25 protein-coding genes, 3 tRNA genes and 1 pseudogene are annotated in these 26,143 nt (G+C 39.8%); 13 read left to right on the top strand and 16 right to left on the bottom strand.

All coding sequences use genetic code 11. From position 1 onward, the window contains the following. Positions 1-40 precede the first annotated feature (40 nt). Complete coding sequence (locus C7972_RS08425; protein WP_110355762.1) at positions 41-790, top strand: DUF1080 domain-containing protein; 750 nt, start codon at positions 41-43, stop codon at positions 788-790. Positions 791-882: 92 nt separating this feature from the next. Here C7972_RS08425 and C7972_RS08420 read toward each other — a convergent pair whose 3' ends face one another. The 7 genes from C7972_RS08420 to C7972_RS08390 form a co-directional block, all read right to left on the bottom strand. Continuing rightward, positions 883-1,917 carry an endonuclease/exonuclease/phosphatase family protein gene (locus C7972_RS08420; RefSeq protein ID WP_110355761.1) on the bottom strand — a complete coding sequence of 345 codons (1,035 nt, stop codon included), beginning with the start codon at positions 1,915-1,917 and terminating at the stop codon, positions 883-885. Between the two features lie 3 nt (positions 1,918-1,920). Next, positions 1,921-2,793 carry a rhomboid family intramembrane serine protease gene (locus tag C7972_RS08415; protein ID WP_110355760.1) on the bottom strand — a complete coding sequence of 291 codons (873 nt, stop codon included), beginning with the start codon at positions 2,791-2,793 and terminating at the stop codon, positions 1,921-1,923. Continuing rightward, the gene (locus C7972_RS08410) at positions 2,793-3,539 is read right to left on the bottom strand and encodes a rhomboid family intramembrane serine protease (RefSeq protein ID WP_110355759.1); all 747 of its coding nucleotides are present in this window, start codon (positions 3,537-3,539) and stop codon (positions 2,793-2,795) included. The genes C7972_RS08415 and C7972_RS08410 overlap by 1 nt, the downstream gene beginning before the upstream one ends. After that, positions 3,540-5,393 (bottom strand): DNA mismatch repair endonuclease MutL, encoded by a 1,854-nt coding sequence (mutL, locus tag C7972_RS08405; RefSeq protein WP_110355758.1) that lies wholly within the window; start codon positions 5,391-5,393, stop codon positions 3,540-3,542. It lies immediately after the preceding gene. Beyond that, positions 5,393-5,683 (bottom strand): riboflavin synthase subunit beta, encoded by a 291-nt coding sequence (locus C7972_RS08400; protein ID WP_110355757.1) that lies wholly within the window; start codon positions 5,681-5,683, stop codon positions 5,393-5,395. The genes mutL and C7972_RS08400 overlap by 1 nt, the downstream gene beginning before the upstream one ends. A 134-nt stretch (positions 5,684-5,817) precedes the next feature. Next, positions 5,818-6,297: a 6,7-dimethyl-8-ribityllumazine synthase gene (gene ribH, locus C7972_RS08395; protein ID WP_110355756.1), complete on the bottom strand. Its 480-nt coding sequence runs from the start codon at positions 6,295-6,297 to the stop codon at positions 5,818-5,820. Between the two features lies 1 nt (position 6,298). Beyond that, positions 6,299-7,063 (bottom strand): tol-pal system YbgF family protein, encoded by a 765-nt coding sequence (locus C7972_RS08390; RefSeq protein ID WP_110355755.1) that lies wholly within the window; start codon positions 7,061-7,063, stop codon positions 6,299-6,301. Positions 7,064-7,187: 124 nt separating this feature from the next. Between C7972_RS08390 and recF the strand changes: the two genes are divergently transcribed. Genes recF through C7972_RS08375 form a run of 3 tightly spaced genes read left to right on the top strand, consistent with a single transcriptional unit; the run spans position 7,188 to position 8,984 of the window. Beyond that, positions 7,188-8,267, top strand: a complete 1,080-nt coding sequence (gene recF, locus C7972_RS08385) for a DNA replication/repair protein RecF (protein ID WP_110355754.1) — start codon at positions 7,188-7,190, stop codon at positions 8,265-8,267. 1 nt (position 8,268) lies between these two features. Further along, entirely contained in the window at positions 8,269-8,685 is a 417-nt protein-coding gene (locus C7972_RS08380) for a lipocalin family protein (protein WP_110355753.1), read from the top strand. A gap of 2 nt (positions 8,686-8,687) precedes the next feature. Further along, entirely contained in the window at positions 8,688-8,984 is a 297-nt protein-coding gene (locus C7972_RS08375; RefSeq protein ID WP_110355752.1) for a DUF721 domain-containing protein, read from the top strand. A 70-nt stretch (positions 8,985-9,054) separates the two neighbouring features. On the opposite strand, the gene C7972_RS08370 is transcribed toward C7972_RS08375, so the two are convergent. Continuing rightward, positions 9,055-9,474, bottom strand: coding sequence for a nucleoside-diphosphate kinase (locus tag C7972_RS08370; protein ID WP_110355751.1), 420 nt, complete (start codon positions 9,472-9,474; stop codon positions 9,055-9,057). A gap of 226 nt (positions 9,475-9,700) precedes the next feature. Here C7972_RS08370 and C7972_RS08365 point away from each other — a divergent pair, with 226 nt between their 5' ends. Then, positions 9,701-9,853, top strand: a complete 153-nt coding sequence (locus C7972_RS08365) for an SsrA-binding protein (RefSeq protein ID WP_110355750.1) — start codon at positions 9,701-9,703, stop codon at positions 9,851-9,853. Here C7972_RS08365 and C7972_RS08360 read toward each other — a convergent pair. Continuing rightward, positions 9,850-10,362: an adenine phosphoribosyltransferase gene (locus C7972_RS08360; RefSeq protein ID WP_110355749.1), complete on the bottom strand. Its 513-nt coding sequence runs from the start codon at positions 10,360-10,362 to the stop codon at positions 9,850-9,852. The genes C7972_RS08365 and C7972_RS08360 overlap by 4 nt on opposite strands. Before the next feature lie 85 nt (positions 10,363-10,447). Here C7972_RS08360 and C7972_RS08355 point away from each other — a divergent pair. From C7972_RS08355 to C7972_RS08345, 3 genes are all read left to right on the top strand, one after another. Then, a tRNA-Arg gene (locus C7972_RS08355) sits at positions 10,448-10,521 on the top strand. 205 nt (positions 10,522-10,726) lie between these two features. Continuing rightward, positions 10,727-11,176 (top strand): helix-turn-helix transcriptional regulator, encoded by a 450-nt coding sequence (locus C7972_RS08350; RefSeq protein ID WP_110355748.1) that lies wholly within the window; start codon positions 10,727-10,729, stop codon positions 11,174-11,176. Between the two features lie 619 nt (positions 11,177-11,795). Then, positions 11,796-12,638 carry an AraC family transcriptional regulator gene (locus C7972_RS08345; RefSeq protein WP_110355747.1) on the top strand — a complete coding sequence of 281 codons (843 nt, stop codon included), beginning with the start codon at positions 11,796-11,798 and terminating at the stop codon, positions 12,636-12,638. 86 nt (positions 12,639-12,724) lie between these two features. Here C7972_RS08345 and C7972_RS08340 read toward each other — a convergent pair whose 3' ends face one another. Then, positions 12,725-14,143: a metallophosphoesterase family protein gene (locus C7972_RS08340; RefSeq protein WP_110355746.1), complete on the bottom strand. Its 1,419-nt coding sequence runs from the start codon at positions 14,141-14,143 to the stop codon at positions 12,725-12,727. A 925-nt stretch (positions 14,144-15,068) separates the two neighbouring features. Here C7972_RS08340 and C7972_RS24295 point away from each other — a divergent pair. Then, positions 15,069-15,155, top strand: a pseudogene (locus C7972_RS24295) (transposase); the annotation flags it as partial. A gap of 127 nt (positions 15,156-15,282) precedes the next feature. Here C7972_RS24295 and rpsT read toward each other — a convergent pair. The 4 genes from rpsT to proS form a co-directional block, all read right to left on the bottom strand. After that, entirely contained in the window at positions 15,283-15,534 is a 252-nt protein-coding gene (gene rpsT / locus C7972_RS08330) for a 30S ribosomal protein S20 (RefSeq protein ID WP_031442787.1), read from the bottom strand. 51 nt (positions 15,535-15,585) lie between these two features. After that, positions 15,586-15,657: transfer RNA gene (locus C7972_RS08325), tRNA-Glu, on the bottom strand. A gap of 71 nt (positions 15,658-15,728) precedes the next feature. Continuing rightward, a tRNA-Glu gene (locus tag C7972_RS08320) sits at positions 15,729-15,800 on the bottom strand. Positions 15,801-15,880: 80 nt separating this feature from the next. Beyond that, positions 15,881-17,356 carry a proline--tRNA ligase gene (gene proS, locus C7972_RS08315; protein ID WP_110355745.1) on the bottom strand — a complete coding sequence of 492 codons (1,476 nt, stop codon included), beginning with the start codon at positions 17,354-17,356 and terminating at the stop codon, positions 15,881-15,883. A gap of 99 nt (positions 17,357-17,455) precedes the next feature. On the opposite strand from proS, the gene C7972_RS23655 reads away from it, so the two are divergent. Both C7972_RS23655 and C7972_RS08300 read left to right on the top strand, forming a co-directional pair. After that, complete coding sequence (locus C7972_RS23655; protein WP_146216287.1) at positions 17,456-18,688, top strand: hypothetical protein; 1,233 nt, start codon at positions 17,456-17,458, stop codon at positions 18,686-18,688. A 46-nt stretch (positions 18,689-18,734) separates the two neighbouring features. Further along, on the top strand, positions 18,735-20,243 hold the full coding sequence (locus tag C7972_RS08300) for an OmpP1/FadL family transporter (RefSeq protein ID WP_110355742.1): 1,509 nt from the start codon (positions 18,735-18,737) through the stop codon (positions 20,241-20,243). Positions 20,244-20,312: 69 nt separating this feature from the next. Here C7972_RS08300 and C7972_RS08295 read toward each other — a convergent pair whose 3' ends face one another. Continuing rightward, the gene (locus tag C7972_RS08295; protein WP_258364797.1) at positions 20,313-21,719 is read right to left on the bottom strand and encodes a T9SS type B sorting domain-containing protein; all 1,407 of its coding nucleotides are present in this window, start codon (positions 21,717-21,719) and stop codon (positions 20,313-20,315) included. A gap of 267 nt (positions 21,720-21,986) precedes the next feature. Then, complete coding sequence (locus tag C7972_RS08290) at positions 21,987-23,792, bottom strand: T9SS type B sorting domain-containing protein (RefSeq protein ID WP_110355741.1); 1,806 nt, start codon at positions 23,790-23,792, stop codon at positions 21,987-21,989. 137 nt (positions 23,793-23,929) lie between these two features. Between C7972_RS08290 and folE the strand changes: the two genes are divergently transcribed. Both folE and cysS read left to right on the top strand, forming a co-directional pair. Then, entirely contained in the window at positions 23,930-24,610 is a 681-nt protein-coding gene (gene folE, locus C7972_RS08285) for a GTP cyclohydrolase I FolE (RefSeq protein WP_110355841.1), read from the top strand. A 15-nt stretch (positions 24,611-24,625) separates the two neighbouring features. Continuing rightward, complete coding sequence (gene cysS, locus C7972_RS08280) at positions 24,626-26,107, top strand: cysteine--tRNA ligase (RefSeq protein ID WP_110355740.1); 1,482 nt, start codon at positions 24,626-24,628, stop codon at positions 26,105-26,107. Positions 26,108-26,143 lie beyond the last annotated feature (36 nt).

Below are 26,143 nucleotides of genomic sequence, written 5' to 3'. Positions count from 1 at the left end.
CAAGGCAATCCATACATTCAACACAAAAACAAACACTCAAATGAAGACTTTTACACACCTTTGCCTGTTATTTTCCCTGGGAACCAGTCTATATAGTTTAGCCCAGAGCCATCCGATAAGCTTTGGTTCCGAAACCACTTTGGAACAATTGGCCAACAATGAAAAGGCCAAGGAAAAACCCATCAATTGGATCAATGTAAATACAGCACCGGACACTTGGCGAAAAGAAAAGGACTTACTTATTTGTTCCGGTCTCCCCATAGGTGTTATGCGATCTGAAAAACAATATGAGAACTTTATCATGTTGGTAGAGTGGCGACATATGGAAGCCGGTGGAAATTCTGGAGTGTTTGTTTGGAGTGATGCCATACCAGGCGAAAAGGATCGCTTACCAGGAGGGGTGGAAGTGCAAATGCTGGAATTGGATTGGGTAAATCAAAATATACGTGACGGGGTAAAACCTCCCATAGCATATGTACACGGAGAACTTTTTGGTGTGGGCGGGGTAATTACCCTACCGGACAACCCAAGGGGCACTAGAAGTAAATCTATTGAAAACAGGGCACTTGGCAAAGGCCAGTGGAACAGTTACAAAGTTGTTTGTGTGGACGGAACCATAAAACTTTCCGTAAATGGAAAATTTGTAAATGGTATAAGCAAGTCGTCTATCAAAAAAGGCTACTTATGCCTGGAGTCTGAAGGTGCCGAAATACAGTTTAGAAATTTTAAAATAATAGAATTGCCTCCAGGGGTTACCACGGAGGAACAGACTGCCAAAAAAATATTTTAACGATTGGTTGGGGGATTGGGACAATTCCTAGCCATAATAGCAGACAGGAGAAAAGGTGGAAAAGTTAGGATATATATTATCCGAGAGACAAGTTATTCAGTGTCTATTTTAATAGCTGCCATTACCGGAAAATGATCCGATAGTTTTATATCGAAATTTTTATGGGCCGTAATCTCAAAAGCTTCATCGGCCAGGATAAAGTCTATTCTAAGCGGGTAATATCTAAAATTAAAGGTCCTGCCATATCCAGTTCCCTGTTCCATAAAGGAATCGTTCATATCCCCTGTGATCACCTTATAGACATTGGAAAACTGGGTATTGTTAAAATCGCCACATACAATTTTCCTGAAGGGCGTGGCCTCTATGTGTTTCTGAACCAAATGCGCCTGCTCTCCCTGTTTGGCAAAAGATTTACTTAACCTTTTCAACAACCTCCCCTTGGGCTCATTTGACAATCGACTAACACTGGGGATGATCTTATGTGACTCCAAATGAAGGTTGTACAACCTAAAGGTATCCTTAGTCACAACGATATCCGCAAATATGGCATTATTTCCACTATCAGGGAAGTCCAAAGATCCACTATTGATTATGGGATATTTCGAATAAATTGCTTGAGTGGACCTCTTTTCGCTAGATTTATATCTAGTAAAATAATTAAAGGGATACATCTTCTTAAGCTGACTATCCTTGATACGGCTAAATTCCTGAATACATAAAATATCTGGATTTTCAGAGGAAATAAACTCCATTATACGTCCTTCTGCCGACGGATCATTCAGTAAATCGTATCTATTGAAAGCCCTTACGTTATAACTCATAATACTGAGATCCATTTCCTTGACCTCCTCTTCGGCCAATTTAAACCTGAAAAAGTTTCCCAATAAGAAATAGCCCATAATCAAAACAACCGTGGACAACCATAATTGGCGCTTTCTTTTAAACAGCCAATACGCCACAAAAAGCAAATTAAAAAGTACCAAAAGGGGCACTGTGAGGCTCAGAATTGAAAAATAAGCAAAATGTGTCACCGAGATTTGCGGTACAAAACAGGAAATAAACAACAGAAGTGCAAAAATTGCATTTATGAAGAACAGGAATTTATCAATAAAATTAAGGTTCTTCACAATTTATTCTTTTCCTGCCTTAAATAAAAAATCCTTTTCCGCCTTGGAAAGACTTTCGTAACCGGACTTGCTAATCTTATCCAAAATAGCATCTATTTTACGTTGCCTACTTTCTTTATCATAATTGTCCGTTTTGGCACCACCACGGTTATCTTTGCGATAAACCGTTTTTAAGGGAGCTTTTTTTTCACTGCTTTTAAATAGATTGGCAATGGCATCCAAAAACTTGGCAAATCCGCTACCTATATCGTTGCCTCCAATAAGCTGTCGTGCATAAAAATACCCCAAAGCGGCACCTCCCAAATGAGCCAATCGGCCACCTACATTGCCTCCCATTGAAATTTGAATAAGATCCAACAGTACTACAAAGACCCCAATATGCCATAGTTTAACATTGAAAAAAATAACGCGTACCTCCTGATTTGGCAAATAGGAGCATACAAATATCAGTACAGCTGTGACCCCGGCAGAAGCACCAATCAAGGAGGTATTTATACCCAATAGGGCGGGGAATATATTATAACTCAATAAGAATATCAATCCGCCAAGGATTACCCCTAAAAAATACACATTGAGAAACCTCCGATTGTCGAAAAGGTTCAAAAAAATCCTACCTGCAAAATAGAGCATTAACATGTTCCAAAAAATATGGCCCAATCCGGAATGAAAAAACGAATAGGTAACAATGGACCATGGCTGGGTAAGAAAATGAAAAAAATCCTTGGGAAGCTCAAACCAACCAATAATGCTGTCCCCGGAGAAACCGAACAATATCTTTAGCAATCCACTCAGGATAAATACCGCCACATTTATGACTATAAGTCTTTCTGCAATATTTAACCTGTTGTAATAATACCTAATGTTCTGATTGCCCATTATCTGTCCCAGCGATTGTTGTTAAACTGATTCTTTTTCCAATACCACATCATAATGAACCCGAACAATGCCCCGCCCACATGTGCAAAATGCGCTATTCCATTTCCAAAAATTGAATACCCCGTTACCCCAGAAAACAAGTCAAGCCCAATTAATACAGGGATAAAATACTTGGCCTTTACCGGCACTGGTATAAACATTAAAAAAAGTTCACTATTGGGGTAGGACATTCCAAAGGCCACCAAAACACCGTAGATGGCACCGGATGCTCCAACCGCGGGGGTATTAAAGGCACCTAAAAAATTATCTATGGTACTCTTGGAGGCCACGTCATACCAACTGGGACTGTATTGGCCACCAGTAATGATTTCCATTATCTGTTCCTTGGGAATACCGGCGCTTATCAACGCCTCCATCCCTTGATTAAAATAATAGTAATTAACTCCTGTATGTATCAAGGCTGCGCCAATTCCTGCCGAAAAATAAAAAAAGAAAAATTTATTCCTCCCCCACATACGCTCCAATGGAGAACCAAAGGCCCATAAGGCGTACATATTGAACAAAATATGCATAAACCCACCATGCATAAACATGTGCGATATTACCTGCCAAAACTCAAAATTCCCATTTTTAGGAAACCAAAGGGAAAACCATTGGTACATTTGATCCCCGTATAATTGAGTTGCCACAAAAAACAACACATTTATAATTATCAAATGCTTTACTGCGTCCGTAATCCTACCCATTTATATAAATTTTTTATCAATATCGTCCTCAGTGATGGTAACGTATATTGGCTTATTAAAAGGACTTACCCCAGATTCCTTACAGGCAAATAAATCGTTTACCAGGGCCAACTGGGAATCGCCGTCCAATATCTCTCCAGTTTTTACCGATAATGATTTGGCCAAGGTTTTTGCCAGTATATCGGTCTGTGAAAAGCCATCAACCACAAAATCTTGTTGATAGTCCGAAATCAACTGATCTAGAATTATCCCTACCTCACTCTCTGGGACGGATAAAGGAACCCCTGTGACCGTAACCTCTTCCTCACCAATGCTGTCAAAAACAAAACCAACCGTTGTTAAGCTATCTTGAATTTCCTCAATAATAGCGCAATCGGATTTGGAAAATGTCAAAGATAAGGGAAATAACAGTTGTTGACTAACCGCCTCTTTGATGGTTATGTTCTTTAAAAATTTTTCATAGAGCACCCTTTGATGGGCCCTACTTTGGTCTATGACCACCATCCCTGATTTTATGGTGGTTACAATGTATTTTCTTCTTAATTGAAAAGTGGTCGTACCTGTGTCAATGGTCTCCTTTTTATTATCAAAAATAGAACCTGTAATGGTGTCGGATTCGAAGCTTACACTACTAAACCCAGAATTCTTCCCTATATTGGATTCCATTCCAACATATAAACCATCCCAGCTTTTGGTATTCTGTTTTTGATAATTGGGTCTCTGTGCAGTTCCGTTTTCCGAACCCTCCTTAAAAGGATTAAAACTGGAATCCACATTGATTCTAGGTAATTCTGCCGATTTATCCTTGTAGTTATATGGCGTTTCCAGATTCTGGTCCTGCTCAAAATCCAAGGACGGGATTACGTTGAATTGTCCCAAACTATGCTTCACGGTGGACCTTAAAATAGCATAAAGTGTATGCTCGTCATCAAACTTAATTTCCGTTTTCGTAGGATGGATATTGATATCGATGGAGCCCGGATCCACGGTTAAATACAGGAAATAACCAGGATGGTTCTCCTTCTTTATGAGTCCATCAAAAGCTCCCAAAATAGCGTGATGCAGGTATGGGCTTTTTATAAACCTATTATTTACAAAGAAAAACTGCTCTCCCCTACTCTTTTTTGCAAATTCGGGCTTACTTATATATCCACTTATTTGAACCACTTGTGTGTCTTCATTTACAGGCACCAACTTTTCATTGGTCTTGGCCCCAAAAATGTTCACAATACGCTGTCTACTGTTGGATATGGGCAAATTGAACAATTCACTACCGTTGTTGTAAAAATGAAAATTGATAGTTGAATGGGCCAAGGCCACCCTGTGAAATTCATCCAAAATATGACGCAGTTCCACATTGTTGGATTTAAGGAAATTCCGTCTGGCCGGAATATTAAAAAACAAATTCTTCACCATCATGGATGTCCCCTTCGGTGCCACGGTTACCTCTTGGGAGATAATCTTGCTCCCCTCTATCTTTATGTGCGTTGCCACTTCATCCTCTGCTGTCCTTGTTTGCATTTCCACATGGGCAATAGCGGCAATGGAGGCCAAGGCTTCCCCTCTAAAACCCTTGGTGTTCAACTGAAAAAGATCTTCCGCTTTTTGAATCTTGGATGTAGCATGACGCTCAAAACTTAGTCGGGCATCGGTTACGCTCATTCCAACACCATCATCTATTACCTGAATAAGTGTTTTTCCCCCGTCCTTCACCACCAGTTTTATGGTAGAGGCTCCTGCATCTATTGCATTTTCCATAAGCTCCTTTACTACGGAGGCCGGACGTTGAACAACTTCCCCTGCAGCAATTTGATTGGCAACATGGTCTGGCAAAAGCTTAATAATATCTGCCATTATCGAGTTATAAAGATAGATAGATCGAAATCTATGATGTAAAGAAAAATAAGAATCAGGACAGCGATTATTATAAGGGTTCTAAATTTTTGATTTTGGCTTCCGGATCGTTTTAAATCGTCCATAGCCCTACCAAACTTACCTTTAAGCCCGCTACGGCCATCCATAGTAGGTCTAAATTTGTCCAGTTTATGTTCTATTTTATACGGATTCCCTTCACCTTTGTCATCGTAGTAGCGAGGTGTATAATTGAACTTTTTGTTTTTGCGTAATTTTGAAAACTTTCCCATAATCCTTATTGTTTCAAAGTTACTCAAAAACAAAAAACATGCCTTAAATCCCTTGCCAAAAAATGTTAACAATTAAGGGAAAGACGCCTATTTTTCATCAAGACCAATAGACTCAACAAAGAAAATAATATGAATTAGCCTAGGCTTGCCATTTTTATGGCCGCTATAGCAGCCTCGGCACCTTTATTGCCGTGTTTGCCACCGCTACGATCTATGGCCTGCTGCATATTGTTGTCCGTTAGGACGCAAAAAATAACCGGTACTTGGGTCCTTACGTTTAAATCCATAATCCCTTGTGCAGTAGCACTACAGACAAAATCGAAATGCTTGGTCTCCCCCTGAATTACACTTCCAATAGCAATTACGGCGTCCAATTCCATGGATTCCAACATTTTTTTGGCGCCAAAAGGAAGCTCAAAACTTCCTGGTACGTTCCAACGAGCAATGTTTTCCGATAAGGCACCGCAATCCAAAAGCGCCTCCATAGCCCCCTCATAAAGTCCTTCCGTAATTACGTCATTCCACTCTGAAACAACAATCCCAAACCGAAGATCCTTCGCGCTTGGGATTGTTGTTTTATCGTAAGCCGATAAATTTTTATTAGCCGTAGCCATCCTAATTAATTTTTGCCTTACCTATAAACGCATCTATAGTCCTAGCTTCATCAGAGCTGGGATAATCATCCTTAATTCTCTGGAAATATTTAAGCGCCTTTGTATTTTCCTTTAATTCCAAGGCTGTAACACCCGCTTTGTATAGGAATTTAGGCGTTGTAAAGTCATTGTCACTATGGGAAACAGCTTGTTCGTAGTACCCCAAAGCATCCTTGGGTTGATTTAACTGTAAGAAAGCATCTCCCAATCCACCTTTGGCCAAGGCTCCCAAAACTAAATCGTCAGAGGAGAATCCTTCCAAATACTTGATGGCCTCATCGTACTTCTGCATATTCAAAAATGCCATCCCAGCAGAATATTTGGCCAAATTGGCTGCAGGAGTGCCATTGTACTCTTCAATGATATCCAAAAACCCATATTTACCTTCTGCCCCGTTCAAGGCAAGGGTAAATAAAGAATCCTTTTCGGTTGTAGCCGATAATGCTTGGTCAAAATATTGTTGGGGGTATAGCATTTCATTCGCAGCACTTGCTTCCTTTGGCTTTTCCACAAACTGAAAATACGCCATATAACCTAAAACGGCAACGGCAATTACCCCAATTACACCAAGAATATAATTTTGATTTCTGGAAACCCATTCCTCAGATTTGGAAGCTCCTTCATCCAAAGAACTAAATACCTCAGCTGTTGTGCTTTCCTGCTCATCCAACAAAATTTCCTCTTCTTTGTTTTTTGGTTTAAAACCTCTTTTCTTGTATGTTGCCATTTTTGTATCTTATTAATCGCGCAAAAATAAAGTTTTTATCCAAAACCGAACGGGTATTTATTCGTTATTTTTGGATATTTTATAGTTTCAGGGAGGATTAAAAACAAATATTTTACAAGCCAGAATGTTTCTAAAGAAATTATCACTTATTAATTACAAGAACTTTGCTTCCGAAAATTTTGAATTCGATGCCAAAATAAATTGTTTAGTGGGCCATAATGGGGTAGGCAAAACCAATGTTTTGGACGCCATTTACCATCTTTCCTTTGGAAAAAGTTACTTTAACCCTGTTGCTACCCAAAATATAAAGCACGAAGAGGATTTTTTCGTAATAGATGGTGAGTTTCAAAAAAATGACCGGGAGGAAAGGATACTCTGTAGCCTAAAAAAGGGGATGAAAAAAATCATCAAACGCAATGGTAAGGCCTACGATAAATTCTCGGACCATATAGGCTTTCTACCTTTGGTCATTATTTCACCAGCAGACCGCGACCTGATCATTGAAGGCAGTGAAACCAGAAGAAAGTTTATGGATGGTGTAATTTCCCAATCCGATAAGGAATACCTGCAAAACCTTATCAAATACAACAAAACCCTTAGTCAAAGAAATTCCCTTCTAAAGTATTTTGCCGTTAACCAGACATTTGACAAAACTACCTTGACCATATATAATGAACAACTTCAGGACTACGGAAGTACCATATTCCAAAAAAGGGCCCAATTCCTGGAAGAATTCATTCCCATATTCAAGGAACAGTATCTTGCTATTTCGGGAGGTAAAGAGCCCGTAAATTTAACATATGACAGTAAATTATTGGACAACGATCTCTTAACTTTATTGGATCGGAATCTAGAAAAGGATAAAGCGCTCCAATATACAAGTGTAGGTACGCATAAAGATGACCTTAACTTTGAAATAGACGGTCACCCCATTAAAAAATTTGGTAGCCAGGGACAACAGAAATCGTTCCTGATAGCCTTAAAGTTGGCCCAATTTTACTTTATAAAAAAACAGGCCGGAACAACCCCCTTGTTACTTTTAGATGATATTTTTGACAAATTGGATGAAAATCGGGTGGCACATATCATCAATTTGGTGGATGAAGAAAATTTTGGACAAATATTTCTCAGTGACACCCATGCCGATAGAACGGAAGAAGTTGTTAAAAAAATACATCAATCCTATAAAATATTTAAGTTGTAATATGCGATATGCTTATATTATAGTTGCCTTAGCAGCCCTGGTTGGCTGTCAAAATAAAGTGGATAAATTGGATTTGCCCTATTTGAACGGCTACTGGGAAATTGAAAAAGTTACTTTTCCCGATGGCTCCAAGAAGGAATATCCCGTAAATACCAGTATAGATTATATAGAAGTGAAGGATCAAGCTGGGTTCAGGAAAAAGGTACAGCCAAATTTTAATGGCACCTATGTTACTTCGAATGATGCCGAAATGTTTACCATTTACGAAAACGAAGGAGTTTTCACCTTAAATTACAAAACAGAACTAAGCGAGTGGCATGAAAAAATTGTAAGTCTCTCGGAAAATGCCTTTACTGTTATAGGTGAGGAAAATATTAAATACCACTACAAGAAATTTGAACCCATTAATCTCGAATAATAATGGCCAAAAGAAAAAATGACAACCTTCGATTAGGGGAAGCCTTAAAGGAATTTATTTCCGAAAACAGGCTGCAAAAAGGAATGGACCGGGTTAACGCAAGGGAAGCCTGGACAAATCTAATGGGCAACGGCGTCAACAACTATACCACCGCCATTGAATTACGGAACGACACCCTTTTTGTATCACTTTCATCATCCGTACTTAGAGAGGAACTAAGCTTGGGCAAGTCCAAAATCATCAAGCTATTGAACGAAGAATTGGGAAAGGAACTTATCACCAAAATTGTTCTTAGATAAACCTACAAAACAACCTAATTAAAAAAACCACGCCCAAGGCGTGGTTTTTAATTCTATAAACTATATAGTCCTAGAATATTTCCCTGCCAGCAAAATGAAAAGCACTTTCTATTGCTGCATTTTCATCACTATCGGAACCGTGAACCGCATTTTCTGCTATGGAGGTAGCAAACAATTTACGGATAGTTCCTTCTGCCGCATCGGCCGGGTTTGTTGCCCCGATCAAGGCGCGAAAATCTTCAACGGCATTATCCTTTTCCAGAATAGCCGATACAATAGGCCCTCTGGTCATAAACTCTACCAATTCCCCGAAAAAGGGACGTTCCTTATGTATTGCGTAAAACGCTTGTGCATCCCTTCTGCTCAATTGCGTATATTTCATTGCCACGATCTTGAATCCGGCCGAAGTTATTTTGTCCAAAATTCCACCGATATGTCCATTCTCTACGGCATCGGGCTTAATCATGGTAAAAGTTCTATTTGTGCTCATTACTCTAAAATTTTGCGCAAAAATACGTTTTATTCTAAAACCCACAATATTTGAGGAACATCTTATGGCCTACAACACACTTTATAGGGGAAGCACCACATTTCACCGTACATTTTAATCATCAGATTACAACCAAGCATCCTTATTCCTACTAAGTTCCTATATTTGTAACAATTTTAGCATTGGCGACTAACTTTGGGATCCAATCCAAAAACAATTGTAAGGGATGAAAAAGGCTTTCTTTAAACTTTTGGCAAAAATGAACAAGTTGGTTCTACCATCCTACTCAAAAAAACAGCTGGACCTTTCCAAGGCCACAAAAATTCAAATGGCAATTATAGGTTGGCGCTACTTAGTAACCACCAATGCCCTGGATTAATACTGTATAAGGGACTCAACAGGATAACCGGATAACCTGTCCCTCCCCTTTAAAAATTTTAGTTCCAGTAAAAAGTTGCACTGCACTACTTCCCCTCCCAACTTTTCTACCAGTTTACAAACAGCTTTCGCTGTACCTCCAGTAGCCAGGACATCATCGTGAACAAGAACTTTCTCACCCTTCACTATACTATCTACGTGAATTTCCAATACATCCGTTCCATATTCCAATGCATAGGGCTCACTAATTATTTGATGCGGTAGTTTCCCACGTTTTCTCACTGGAACAAAACCTGCTTTGAGACGGGTCGCCAACAAGGGTGCAAAGAAAAATCCACGACTCTCCATGCCCACCACTTTATCCACCTTTTTATTTTTGATCAATTCAAACAGGGCATCGGCTGCGCTCGCCAAGGCCTTAGCGTCCTGCAATAAGGGCGTAATATCCTTAAAGGAGATTCCTTTTTCCGGGAAATCCGGGATATCCCGAACATATTTCTTTAAATCCATTTATTTTGGTTGCTGTAATTTTGTGGTAAATTTAAAAAGAAATATATTTGCAGCCCGTTAAACGGGAAAAATGAACTTTTATAATGGCCTCGTGGCGCAACTGAATAGCGCATCTGATTACGGCTCAGAAGGTTACAGGTTTGAATCCTGTCGAGGTCACTAACTTCCACTGAAACCCCTAGTAAAATAGGGGTTTTTTTATGCTTATACTTAAAATCTGCCCGGTATTTGCACAGCAATTATTATTTACAGATACTATTTGCATATAAAATAATTATATTCATTATTGTTTTATATTGTTATAAATTTTATACTATATTTGTACTTATATTCTAACATTGTATTAACTTAACATTTCGCAATTATGAAGAAAAAACAGAAGGCCGAGTCCAAGGACACAGTTAAAGATTCCAGGAAAATGGTAGATTTATTAAACGCTTTAGGTATAACACCCAACTACCTATCCAAAAAAGTTGGCGTAAGCCATGGAGCTATTTTCCATATCAAAAATGGCATAAACTATTTGTCGGATAAAATGATTGAGGACATTATAAAGGTGTATCCTAATGTAAACTACAAGTTTTTGAAGCACAATGAACTTCCTGTTCTGTTAACTGACGGGGAAATTCAAGCGCAAAAAGAAGCTTTGAATCTTCCAAACAATCACAATATATCCGTCGCGTCCATTACAAAATTTATTGGTCTGCCCGATCAAGTAGAGATCGCGATGACTCAACTTGATAGGATTGAAGATAAAGTAAATTTGATTATGAACCACTTGGGATTGACCTATGATAATCCAGATGATTTTTAGTTCGGAATTAAAAAAACAAAAAAACCTGAATAAAGTTTATTCAAGTTTTTTTTGCTTTTAGAAATTACATATCCATTACAATTAATGATCATAAAATAATAACCATATTTATATATAAAAAAATGTCATACAAATTAGATATCAAAATTTAGATATATATCTGCTCGGTATTTGCACAACATTATCTATTCTTAATCAGCTATAGTACAACAAAAAATTACACAAAACACATATTCATAATATATTTATATACTAAAAATATAATTTTAAATACAAATTCCGAATCCTGTCGAGGTCACTACAAGCAAGAAACCACGTCTCTTAAGGCGTGGTTCTTTTTTTACGGAAAAAGCCAAACACAGTTTGAGGTTTTGAAGTAAACATAGAACCAGCAGCGTTAGCTGCGGGGTTTCTTATTTGCAAAACGGGGCACAAAGGAAAACCGCAGGTACTCCTGTCGAGGTCACTACAAGCAAGAAACCACGTCTCTTAAGGCGTGGTTCTTTTACACAAAAACTGGTCCACTCAAAATATTTTCAGAAGTGCCAATTATTAAACTATATTACCCCAAATACCGTATAATATTGTATTTTTAAATAATTTTTGCACAAAATAAGTATTGAAAGTACTACCCTTTAAAATACCCAAGCCTAAAAACGAAGCGCTCATCTACCAGGAAGATCGGGAAAGGGTTTTTTATGGCCAACTTCACCAACATCAGGAAATACAAATAAGCCTCATCATTAAAGGGTCAGGATCTTTTATTGTTGCAGACACCATAAACGAATACAAGGAAAACGACATATTGGTAATTGGAGGATATATTCCCCATGTCTTTAAAAGTGATTCCCACAAAAGTGACGAATCTATCATGTGCTCCCTATTTTTTAAAAAGGACGCCTTTGGAAAGCATTTTTTTGAGTTAACGGATATGGCTGAAACCAAAGCATTCTTTAAGGACTCGGAATATGGATTAAAGGTGCTTAGCAAGAAACATAAAATCACAAATCAATTTAATAAACTAAGGCATCAAAATAAGATAGAAAGGGTAGCTACACTTTTTAAGATAATAAGTTTGATCAGTACAGCAGAAACTACACCCTTATCTTCCTTTGTCTACAAAAAAAAATATTCGGACAACGAGGGAAAACGCATGAACAATGTATTTGAATATGCCATGGAAAAATTTTACGAGCCCATTACTTTGGAAGAAATTGCGGACAGGGCCCATATGAACAAGAATTCCTTTTGTAGGTATTTTAAAAAACGGACCAACAAAACATTCTTTCAATTTTTGATTGAAATACGAATTGAAAATGCCTGTAAACTCATCAATAGCAATCCTGACCTTTCAATATCCCTGATATCGGAACAATGCGGATTTAGAACCATAGCCAACTTCAACAGGAAATTTAAAGAAATTAAAGGTGTTACTCCGACAGATTATCGTAGACAGCGATAAAATTAATTGACCATTAAATTATGGTCAACATCAATAAAAAGACCATTTATTGCCACCCAATTGAATATCAACGAAAACAGAATTTTCTATTTATCTTCCCCCACAAAGTCCTTTTTTAATCGGATGGGACTATCCGGCACTCTATTGACAAGCTGCTTTTTGCCGTCCTTTTTAATAAGGTCGAAGGCATCATACAAGTTGCCTATGGGCGTGTATGCCTCATATTTAATGGTATCTTTGGTAACGGTAATTATTTGAAACAATTGGGTGTATTCCCCTCTTCGCACCATCCAATCCTGGTCCGCGGATTCATACATTTTAGGGCCACTTATAGAAACTGCATAAACAGTACCGGCATCGTCCAGAAGTGTCAAGCCCTTACCTTCGTTGTCAGGATAGCCTCTTGCGTATGTATGATCATGCCCTTGAAGCACTAAATCTACCCCATATTTATCTATCAAAGGTTTTATACCTTCCCTCAGCTCCCAATTGTCTCGCCCTTCTTTGGTAGAATAAACAGGATAATGCGTAAAAATGGTTATCCATTTTTTAGTATTTGATTGCAATACGGAATCTAGCCATTTTATCTGTGCCGAACGGGCTTCCAAACTTTCATCATAACCTTCGCTATCGATAGAAATCAATTTCATGTCTTGATAATCAATTGCAAAACAGGTTTCTTTTAATTCCTCAATTGGTCCATTTTCTGGCAAAGTGAATTGTGGTTTCCATAAAGGGGTCAATACTCCATCCCTGTACTCATGATTACCAGGCGTCATAACACTTGGCACCGTAGCATGAATAAAGCTACCTGCATAAAACCATTCGCCCCATTCCAGATTGGCATCCCTGTCATTTATTAGATCTCCAGCGTGCAACATAAAATTCACTGCTGGAAATTTTCGGTAAGAATTACGTATTACCCTGGACCAAAGCGATTTCACATTGTTTTGTGCATCCCCAAAATATATAAAGCTAAAAGGGTCTCCGGAAGTAGCACTCGCCGTCGTATATTGAAACCATTCACTCCAACCATCATTGCCTTCCTTTCCATTGCCCACCCTATAGACATAGGTGGTTTTTGGCTGCAGATCGTTTACTATCACAGAATGGTATACCGCCTTTACAAGAGGCTCCTTTCTATTCTGATTTTGAAAAATTTCACTTTTCGCCTCCACCCTTCTTACATCCTTCAGCAAAAACTCCGGTCCATCGGTAGCCAAGGCAATTTCTACGTATCCGGTTTCCACTTGTTGATCCGTTCTCCAATTCACAGCCATACTATGTGCCGGATCTGCCGTTAAATTGGCAATTACCCTGTCCGGTACTTGGGAAGGAAACATTAATTTATGGGCCATAATGGAATCTTGTTCCGGATAGTGGCTATGGGAATGATCAGATACGTGGGTGTGGGTATGGGGCACATTTTCCTGTTGCGACTTACAACCTATAAGAATTACAAATAAAACAAACCCCAGTTTTTGTACAAAGCGTAGTTTTCCCATGTTTTCTATTTCAATTTATTTGGGTTAAAAAAAAATGAAATCCGAATATAATATGATTTGATTGGATTACCTACGGTTTTTAGAAGCATATCTTCAACCTTATGATATCTTGATAATTTCCTTAAATATCTTAACCCAAAACGATGCCTCTTTAATTTTTCCTATTCAGAACACGGATCAATCCCAAAAGTCGTGTGTGAATTACAAAAAAATATAATTTACCATTTCAAGTTTGTGTCCTGTTCATTTTTTGCATCGCCCAAAAAACGAACCAAAAAACGCTAGGCTGATTTTAAATTTCTTTAAATCTACGCACTTTCCACAGCCCCGGCGTCCAGGCCGCTTTCACTTGGGTGAAATGCTCTATGGACGCCTTCCACCTTCCAATGTGAAAACCACTTGATTTAAGACGAAATTGAAAATAGGCCGGTCCTTACGTTGCGTCAACCTTCATGTGGGGATAAGTCATTTCCGTTATTAAAAACCTTTGGGCATTGCCCTCAAGGTCTATGGTTTGGTCGTTCTTCTTCCGTCGTGGAGATGGCATGGCCGTTAAGAATTATTGAAGCCTTGGAAATAATTTAGGCTATGGCATCGGTCCTTATAATCCAGAGATTTTAGGGACCACCTAGCGAAGAAGGGTCTTTTCTCCTGCCTGCCGGAAGGCAGGTTTGTTTAGCTCATGGCTGGTTATTTTCCTAATTATGTATTCGTGAACCTCCTGCGTCGGTTTCATTGGACAAGCAAAGAAATCGAAGATTCACGAAAACCATTATAAAACAATAAAAACCACTTGAGTAAAATGAAAGAATAATTTAATCATTGGTTTTACTAAATTACTCCTATTAATTAAAACTATTGAGCAATAAAACACGACTGATCAAATTAATCGTATTTTTTTGATAAACACAACAATTGGTCATGATCCAAAATCAAGGCATTCAGGGCGCAATTCAGAGGCGTTAGAAATACAGAATTCTTCCTGTTTAGGTTAACTCAATTATTTGCATAAATATCCAAATACCCAGAAATTGTACTTGATCCCAGAACACTTTTGACAACACGGAAATACGGTGGATAATAAAAACAAAAAAACGCCCATTCTTACGAAGGGCGTTCCTTATAATATATTATAAAACCTATAGGGCAGCTACTTGTTTCGTCAACTTGCTCTTTAAGTTTGCAGCTTTGTTGGAATGGATAATATTGCGCTTGGCCAATCTATCGATCATACTTACAACACTTGGCAACAAGGTTTCAGCAGCTTTCTTATCCTCCTCGGTACGCAATCTTCTGATAGCGTTACGGGTTGTTTTGTGCTGGTACCTATTACGTAATCTTACCGCTTCGTTCCTTCTAATCCTCTTTAATGCTGACTTATGATTTGCCATTTTCTATTTAATTAATTTTTTTTATTGGGTTACACCCCTAAATACAATGTGTAGTCCGTAGGGGAATCGAACCCCTGTTACCAGGATGAAAACCTGGCGTCCTAACCCCTAGACGAACGGACCATTTTTGGTTTCAAGTACGGACACAATTTATCAATTGCCATCAGTACCCCAAAATTTCAAAACAACCTTAGTAGTCCGTAGGGGAATCGAACCCCTGTTACCAGGATGAAAACCTGGCGTCCTAACCCCTAGACGAACGGACCATCAAATCGCATAATTGCGGATGCAAAAATACAATTATTTTTTACTATCGCAAGACCTAAATAATTTTTTTTAAAATCTTTTAATATGCCTTGGCAAAAAGCACTCTTTTGGAGGAAGGTTTTCCCGTAACCATGCAGACTCCAGCTTCCTCCTTGGCATCTATGGGAATACAGCGAATAGTAGCTTTTGTTTCCTCTTTCACCAATTCTTCCGTTTCCGGGGTCCCATCCCAATGTGCCGACAAAAATCCCCCCTTACTTTCCAAAACTTCCTTAAATTCTTCATAGGAATTTACCTCGGTGATGTGTGATTTTCTATGCTCCAAGGCCTTATTATGGATATTTGTCTGAATATCTTCCATCAAAAACTCAATTTTAGCCACTACCTCATCGCCCTTAACGGTTTCCTTTTCAAAAGTATCCCTTCGCGCCACTTCATAAGTACCATTATCCATATCCCTCTGCCCAATCGCCAACCGAACGGGCACCCCTTTCAATTCGTACTCATTGAACTTAAATCCCGGTTTATGGGTATCTCGGTTGTCATATTTTACAGAGATTCCTTTGGATCTCAATTCCTTTACCAAAGGAGCCACTCTTTCGGAAATAGCATCCAATTGATCCTCTCCTTTATATATAGGCACAATTACTACTTGTATGGGAGCTAATTTAGGTGGCAGCACCAATCCATTATCATCGCTATGGGTCATGATCAATGCCCCCATCAAGCGTGTGGAAACCCCCCAGGAGGTTGCCCATACATACTCCTGCACCCCTTCCTTGGTCGCAAATTTCACATCAAAAGCTTTTGCGAAATTTTGTCCCAAAAAATGCGAAGTACCAGCCTGCAAGGCCTTGCCATCCTGCATTAAGGCCTCTATACAATAGGTCTCCAATGCCCCGGCAAAACGCTCACTGGCCGTTTTGGTTCCTTTTATAACCGGTACCGCCATGTACTCTTCCACAAATTCCGCATATATGTTCATCATCAGCTCCGCTTCGGCAATGGCCTCTTTTTCGGTTGCATGGGCCGTATGCCCTTCCTGCCATAAAAATTCCGCCGTTCTCAAAAAAAGTCTGGTTCGCATTTCCCATCGCACCACATTGGCCCATTGATTGATCAACAGTGGTAAATCGCGATACGATTGAATCCATCTTCTATAGGTATCCCATATAATTGTCTCCGATGTAGGCCTAACAATAAGTTCTTCCTCCAACTTGGCTTCCGGGTCCACAATAATACCACTACCGTCCTCGGCATTTTTTAGCCTGTAGTGGGTCACTACAGCACATTCTTTTGCAAAACCTTCCACATGACTGGCTTCTTTGCTCAAATAGGACTTAGGTATGAACAATGGAAAATAAGCATTCTCATGTCCGGTTTCCTTGAACATAATATCCAATTGGGCCTGCATTTTTTCCCAAATGGCATAGCCGTAAGGCTTTATGACCATACAACCCCTAACCCCCGAATTTTCAGCTAAATCCGCTTTTACAACAAGTTCATTATACCATTTGGAATAATCCTCTGCTCTTTTCGTTAAATTTTTACCCATACCAGTAAGTTTGGCACAAAACTTGCGACCTTATAATTAAATGAAATAGTTCGGCAAAACTAACTATTTTTACAATGTTCAACAATTAAATTTACAGCGATGATACATTCTCTGCCCCACCGAAGAATACATATAGCAGCAACTGTTGTAGTCCTTAGCATAGTATTGGCATCTTGCGGGTCTTACCAGCAAGCCTCTTATTATGATAATGATGGCATCTATTCCAATAGAACTGAGCAAGTTCGGGTAACCGAACAACGACCAAGAACCCAACAGCCTGCTCCAAAACAAAATACCTATGGTGATTATTTTGGACAAAAGGCCGATGAATACGGTGAAATTTTGGACAGTGAGGTATTCACCGATATTGATGGTTATTACAGTGATATGGAATCCGACAGCATCAGCTACAACCAGGATCTAAGCTATAACGCCCCCAACAATGACTATAATGGTTATGGATCATGGGGGGACAACGCCACCGATGTGAATATCAACATTTATGATAATTGGGGTTGGGGCGGTTCTCCATTTGTCTGGGGGTACGGTGGTTTTTATGGCGGCTACTACGGAGGTTATTACGGGTATTACAACCCCTGGAGATGGAATCGCTACGGTTATGGATATGGCTGGAACAACTGGGGCTGGGGAGGCTACGGATGGGGCGGTTATTACAGCCCTTATTACTATTCTCCTTATAGACATTACCCATATTACTATTCCCGTAGTAGGTTTGGAAATAACTACTATAACAGAAATTATGCCTATAGCGCCAGCAGGAGAGGGATTTACAATTCCAATTCCAACCTGAGAAGCACTGCTCTAAGCGGAAGATCAAATATAAGCACTGCCAACCGTACAAGCAGCAGCCGGTATAGAAGTACTACTTCGCGTAGTAATATCAATCGAAATGGTACCACATCCCGCAGTAACGTAGGGGTAGATGCCTTGGACAGAAACCGCACTTACCGTACCAGCAGAAGTACAAGAGCGGTACCCAATTACAACAGCAGCTCTAGAAGCAATCGGACATATAGTAGGAGTAATTCATCGGGCGGAACTTATAAAGGTACCGCTCCAAGAACTTCTACCTATAGAAGATCCACTAACCCTACGAGATCGTCCAGTGGAACTTATAGAAGCTCAACACCTACAAGGTCTTCAAGCGGAACCTACAGAAGTAGCTCCAGCAGCACTCCATCCAGGTCGTCCAGTAGTACCTATAGAAGTTCCAGCAGCTCCAGTAGGTCCAGTGGAAGCGTGAGAAGCTCTAGCAGTTCTTCTTCAAGATCGTCGTCATCCAGTAGTAGAAGTAGCGGAAGGCGTAACTAAAAAACATGGTCCCATATTTCAATAAAAACTTTCTAAATTAAATAAAATGAAAAGGAATTACACTTTCATTCTACTATTGGTATGTGCATTCGCCAGCGCTCAGAACATCAATGATGTTTTAAGGCTAAACGGAGAGGGTTCCTATGGAACAGCACGTTTTCAAGGATTAAACGGTGCCTTTGGGGCCTTGGGAGGGGATTTATCTTCCTTAAACGTAAATCCGGCGGGTTCCGCTGTTTTTAATAACAGCTTATTATCCTTAACGGGATCAAATTACAATACCAAAAATGATGCACGTTATTTCAACAGTAGCACCAGCACCAACTTAAATTCTTTGGATCTTAATCAAATTGGAGGTGTTTTTGTGTTTAAAAGCACCAGCACCAGTTCTCCTTGGAAAAAACTTGCATTGGCATTTAACTATGACCTGATCAAAAATTTTGACGATGACCTTTTTGTTTCCGGCAATAGTAATCAGGGCATTGATAATTACTTTTGGGATTTGGCCGACGGAGTGCCTTTTGGACCACTCTTGATACAGGACGACGAGTTTATAGAAGAAGCCTATCTGGATATAGGAGCTACTTTGGGATTTGTGGACCAACAGGCGTTTTTGGGATATTACAGCGGGATACTGGACCCTGTAGACTTTTCGGACGACAATAATACCGCTTATATCTCCAACGCCAAATACAGCACCATTGACCAAGATTACTCTCAGAGTACTACAGGATACAATAGCAAGTTTACCGCCAACCTGGCCTCACAATACGGAGACAATTTGTATCTAGGGGCTTCTCTTAACGTTCACAGTGTATTCCTGGACAAGCTCACCCAATTGTCCGAAAGAGGCTTTGATGGCGATTCGGAAATTCAGAATATAACCTTCGATAACTTTTTGAGGACCCAGGGAACTGGTTTTTCCCTTAGTTTGGGGGCCATTGGGAAATTAAATGAAAATTTCAGAATCGGTGGTAGCTACCAAACCCCAACCTGGTATAATTTATCGGATGAAACTTCCCAAAAAATATATTCGGATCTGGCGGCAAGTGATATTTCATATATCAATTTTAATATCGTTAATATTTATGAAGATTACACCATTAAAATACCCGGGAAATTAACAGGTAGTTTAGCTATGATATTTGGTCAGGATGGCCTTATAAGTTTCGACTATAGTTATCAAGACATGTCAAAAGCAGAGTTAAGACCTGGTTCCGACCCTAGTTTTGCCTCGGAAAATGATTATATCTCGGATAAGTTAAGTACTGTTTCCACCTTTAGAGTGGGTGGGGAGTACCGTATTGAGGCCCTAAGTCTAAGGGCGGGATATAGATTTGAGCAAAGTCCGTACGCCAACGGGGGAACCATAGGGGATTTAAATGGCTATTCAGGGGGTATTGGATATAATTTTGGAGGAAGTAGGTTAGACCTATCCTACAACTATTCCACACAGGACATAAATAAACTATTGTTTGATGTAGGCCTACCAACACCGGCCAGCATAACCAATAAAAACTCCGTAATAAGTTTAGGTTACACCCTAAATTTCTAATAAATACCATATTTAAAAACAAAAAAGACGGGTAAAACCCGTCTTTTTTGTTTTTAGTACAAATTGTAATTATCGCTTTAACGTAAAGTGGGTCCTAACGGAACGCGCTACAATGATTCCGCCTTCGTCCCGTGAATAATCCATCCTAAACCAATAATCCGATGAAGGCATTGGCCTTCCATTAAAAGTGCCGTCCCAACCTATTGTGGTTTCATCAATCTGTTTAAGCAATTTACCATAACGATCAAATATATATACCACCGGATCTATCAAGGTGGAGATTCCATATACATTCCATCTATCATGGATACCATCGGCATTGGGTGTAAAGAATTTGGGGTAACCCACCACCAAGAATTCTTGTGGCTCCGAAGTACCGCAGCCATTTTTATCATTTATAATCACCGTGTTAACCCCTGGTGGCACATTATTAAAAACAGGATCATCCTGAAACTCACCACCGTTAATGGCATATTCGTAATTACCGTCCGGGTTGGCCACTACTATTTCTACAATATTATTATCAGAAAGGTCGTCCCTAACGATTACTTCCTGTAAAACTGGGGTTCCAAAAAAGGTGATCAGTATATCATCACCTACATCATTTCCAAAACTGTTGGTTAGTTCAACAAAATAGCGTCCAGAATTGGGGCTGCTCACCACCAATTCGGCATTGGAAGGCCCGGATCCCGGCAAGGTGGCATCAATAACGCCATCGTCCTCATAATCCACAGTCCATACCACACTTGTAATATCAGGTCCAAAAGGAGAATTAAGTGCAGATAGGGTGATGTCCGGATCATCCTCACAGGCAATTATATCCAATCCCAAAAATTCGTCACGTAAGGTACAATCCAACGCATTATCTTGATCGGCATCAACCGAACTACCTGTAAAAGTCAATGAAAATTGCTCAGCATCATCATCGAAATTGGTGTTGAAATTATTAATGAAAATATAGTAGATTTCTCCTGGGAGTACATTTAACCATTCGTCATATGTGTTTTGGCTTTGCTTTAAAAAAGGAGCACCCACATCCCCATTCTCCGGATTGATACCTATTCCCGTGAAACGCGTATTATTGGCTTCATAATTACAACGGATAGGTTCTGATCCACTTCCTATAATCGAACAGAAATTCTGTCCACTGGTCTGATCATAAGGACCATAAACCGCAAAGTCCCACTCCGCTGTTATTGTAGTACCCGTTACCGGCAAAGCCTCTATGTCAAAACCTAGCTGACCGCCTGTACCTGCTCTAAAAACGAACCAAGAGGTGTTGTTTTCGATATTCGCAGAACTTACACTTCCTTTCTCCAAACAACCACTTTGCCGAATTACCTCAGGATCAAAGTCGTCTATATCACCACCGCCATCAACAATTGGCATAATTGGCTGGCCATCTGCACAAACAGGAATGGCACTCCTACAATCAGGTGAATTTTGCGCAACTATATTACTGACAAACAGTAACATAACACATATAGAACAGATAAGTGTCCGCATAGAAATTGGGGCTAAATACATACTTAAATCAAGTATAATAACTCTTATGAAAATGATTTAGTATATAAGAGGTATATTTTATCACAAAAACTTAGACCTCTCCATACTTATTCCCAGGTGCCTTGGGCAACGACCACTACCCTTGATTTGTATACAATTGGTTTATTTAATTGCGCCTATAATGCCTACTGGGAATATCAGGATAGAATCCAAGAATAGCCCCTTACCAATTTAAGATTATCGTTTTAAGGAAAAATGATTATTGATGTACTTGGCCACTATACGCTGACCATCTTGATCCTTAAAACTTAGCTTAAACCAATAATCGTCCGAAGGCAATGCCACACCATTATAGGTACCATCCCATCCCACACTATTTTGCGACAATTGTGCAAGCAGCTTACCATACCTGTTGTAAACCGTTAATAAAGGTTCTTCCAAGCTGGAAATCCCAACTATATTCCAAACATCGTTTAAACCGTCCCCATTGGGGGTGAAAAACTTAGGAAACCCTACCACAACAATGCTTTCCGTAGCTGTTCCGCAGCCATTCAAATCGTTCAATGTAACATTGTGCACACCAGGAAGTACCTTATAAAATTTGTTATCTGACTGATAGGCCCCTTCATCCAAACTATATTCAAAATCCCCCTCCCGATCGGGCATTATGGCAATGGTATTGCTATCCTGCAGATCCTCTATTACCACCTCCTTTATGTGAGGTGTTTTTGAAGCAAAGACCTTAATGTTAAAAGTATTGTTACAAGGCGAAACACCAAGCTTATCGGTTATTGTCAAGGTATATTCCCCGCCTTGGACCACGGTAATATTGGAAGTTAACTCGCCAGTACTCCAAACATAATTATATGCTGGATCTGGGTCCATTTCCCCTATTACGGCATTAACCTCCCCTTCACAGAGAAAAACCTCCAAGGGAAAATCGGGAACCAATGGCTCATGGACCGTTATTATAAAATCCTCTGAAACGTCATAGCACCTAGGATTCTGTACCGAGCTGGCCCTAATGTAAATCCGCTGTTCCCCTGGCTGCAATTTATACTCCAAAGGAAGGGCATTTACTCCTGCTTCAGCCTCGGTTAAACTATTATGATAAGATAAAATTACCTCGCTCGCAGATTGTCCGCCCAAAGCCTGTTGATCCTTTTGGTCTAAATAATATTTACCTGAATCCAAGCATAAGTGCTCATCCGCTACAGGAGAAGTTGATGGTGCTTGGGAAAATCCAACCTGCACATCGCTAATAATATTATTTTGGGACTGGGTGATTACCTCCACCCGGTAAAAAGCAGCTTCCAGAACATTTAAGGTAGCAGAGGCCTCCCCCGGAATAACGGTATAACCACTTCCTACATCCTTATACCAGGTATAACTTACCACATCGGAAATAGTGGCGTCCAAAACAACGTTTTCATTGTCACAAGCTGCAATCGGGGGTCCCAAAAGATTATTTATAATTGCACAATCCAATGCGTCATAAGGATTGGTTACAAAGATTTGACCTGTGAACTGAATTGAAAAGCCAGAATTGATATTACTAAAATTATTCACCAACAAGTAGTAATCCTCTCCGGGCAAAACCTCCAACCATTCTTCGTATTGAACATTATCCGTTGCACCTTGCGGGTCCTCCCCTACACCAATAAAACTACTGGCATCCCTATTATCAAAAAAATTACAGCGAACAGGCTCTCCGAGGGAATTGCAATCACTGGCCTTATAAAGGGCAAAATCCCAATCTTCGTTGGAATCGAAACCAATATTAAATCCTAATTGTCCCGAGGCCCCCGTTCTAAATCTATACCAAGCAGCATTGGATTCAATGGAACCCGAAGGAGTTTTTTCCAAACAACCTGATTTACCGGCTCCATTAAAGTCATCCGCACCAAAGCCATTTGTACCCCCGTTTACCGGAGTATTGTTACAAATAGGTACCGCATTTGAACAATCCGGAGCCACTTGGGTCCTGGCCAAAGTAGTACCTAGACACCAAAAAACACCAAAAAGGACGATCAACCTGTTCATGAATACCTATAAAATTGGGGAATTTCAAAAGTAAGTCCGAGATTTAGTTAACACTAATTTATGTTGTGTAACAAGGCAAACATGGTATAAAGTGGCATATAATGTATATCTTTGCTGCCTTAAAAAGCAATATTTTAATGAAAATCGACAACGCATTGGAAAAGCATTTTGAAGAGTTAGGGGACGATCACGTTTCCGCTGCTGAGGACACACCTTTACGTAAGGATGCATTTGTGCTAAGTGATGAAGAAAAAATAGCCCGAATCAGGGGCAGTGTAAACGAAATAATGCTGACTTTGGGCCTCGACCTCGAGGACGACAGTTTAAAGGGGACCCCCAATAGGGTGGCCAAAATGTTCGTCAATGAGATTTTCGGGGGCTTAAATCCAAAACGACGGCCCAAATCATCCACCTTCGATAATAAATACAAGTACGGCGAAATGTTAGTGGAAAAGAACATTACTTTATATTCCACTTGTGAACATCATTTATTGCCTATAGTAGGGAAGGCCCACGTGGCCTATATTTCCAAAGGCACTGTTGTTGGCTTGTCCAAAATGAACAGGATAGTGGATTATTACGCCAAAAGACCACAGGTCCAAGAACGATTGAATATTCAGATCGTTAGGGAACTACAAGAGGTTTTGGGTACCGAAGATGTTGCCTGTGTTATAGACGCCAAACATTTATGTGTAAATTCCCGAGGTATACGCGACATTGAAAGCAGTACCGTTACGGCAGAATACGGCGGAAAATTTAAAGAAGAGGCCGTCAGACGAGAATTTTTGGACTATATAAACATCGATACTAAATTCTAATTGTCCCACTTACCAATGTCTTTGTACCAAACTCAAAAATTAAAAGTTTACAATTCCCTTTCAGGAAAAAAAGAAGATTTTGAACCGTTAAATGAAGGTCACGTTGGTATGTACGTCTGTGGACCAACCGTCTACAGCAATGTACACTTGGGCAACTGCCGAACCTTTATGTCCTTCGACATGATCTTCAGGTATTTAAAACATTTGGGTTATAAGGTGAGATATGTCCGGAATATTACCGATGCGGGACATTTGGAAAATGATGCGGAAGACGGGGAGGACAAGATTGCAAAGAAAGCCCGACTGGAACAGTTGGAGCCTATGGAAGTAGTACAACAATATACTTTGGATTTCCACAGCATACTGCAAAAATTCAATTTTTTACCTCCCAGTATTGAACCTACGGCGACCGGACATATTATTGAGCAAATTGAAATCATAAAGAACATTCTCGAAAAAGGTTATGCCTACGAAATTAACGGGTCTGTTTATTTCGATGTAGAAAAATTCAACAAAACCCATGAGTACGGTAAACTTAGCGGGAGAAAATTGGAGGATATGATTGCCAACACCCGTGAATTGGCAGCTCAGGACGAAAAAAAGAGTCCCCAGGACTTTGCACTGTGGAAAAAAGCGGAAGCCCAACATATAATGCGATGGCCTTCCCCCTGGGGTGATGGTTTTCCTGGTTGGCATTTGGAATGTACTGCCATGAGCACCAAGTATCTAGGTGAAACTTTTGACATACACGGTGGCGGTATGGACCTTAAATTTCCACATCATGAATGTGAAATAGCCCAGGCCGAGGCCTGCAACGGTCATGCACCGGTAAAATATTGGTTACACGCCAATATGCTAACCTTGAACGGCAAAAAAATGGCCAAGTCTACCGGAAACAATATCTTGCCCAATGAAATGTTCTCTGGCGAGAACAGTATTCTGAGCAAGCCATACACCCCATCGGTAGTACGCTTTTTTATGATGCAGGCACATTACACCAGTATATTGGACCTAAGCGATGAAGCACTTTCTGCATCTGAAAAAGGCTATCAAAAATTGATGGACGCCATTGCAAGCATGGAAAAACTAACTACCAGTTCGTCATCTAGTTTTAATGTAGCGGAATGGAAACAAAAGGGTTACGATGCCATGAACGACGATTTCAACACTCCTATGCTAACGGCCAATTTATTTGAAGCTGTGAAACGCATCAATTTAATAAAGGAAGGCAAGGAGACCATTACCGAAAAGGACAAGGAACTTTTTATAGAGACCATGCACAGTTTTGTTTTTGATATATTAGGTTTGGAAAATCAAAATAACGCTATGCTTAATTCCGATAAATTAAGCAGTGTAGTTGGTCTTTTGATCCAATTGCGAAATGAAGCACGGGCCAATAAGGATTTCTCCACATCGGACAAAATAAGGGACCAATTGGCAGGAATGGGCATTCAATTGAATGATGGCAAAGATGGTACTACCTTTAGCCTCAGCTAGATTGGAGGTTTAACAATTGCTGAATTGGCTTTTATA

It is taken from the genome of Arenibacter sp. ARW7G5Y1 (assembly GCF_003201775.1).
Taxonomy (GTDB): domain Bacteria; phylum Bacteroidota; class Bacteroidia; order Flavobacteriales; family Flavobacteriaceae; genus Arenibacter.
The sequence above is the reverse complement of the archived record's forward strand: the minus strand, read 5'-3'. Positions and strand labels throughout refer to the sequence as shown.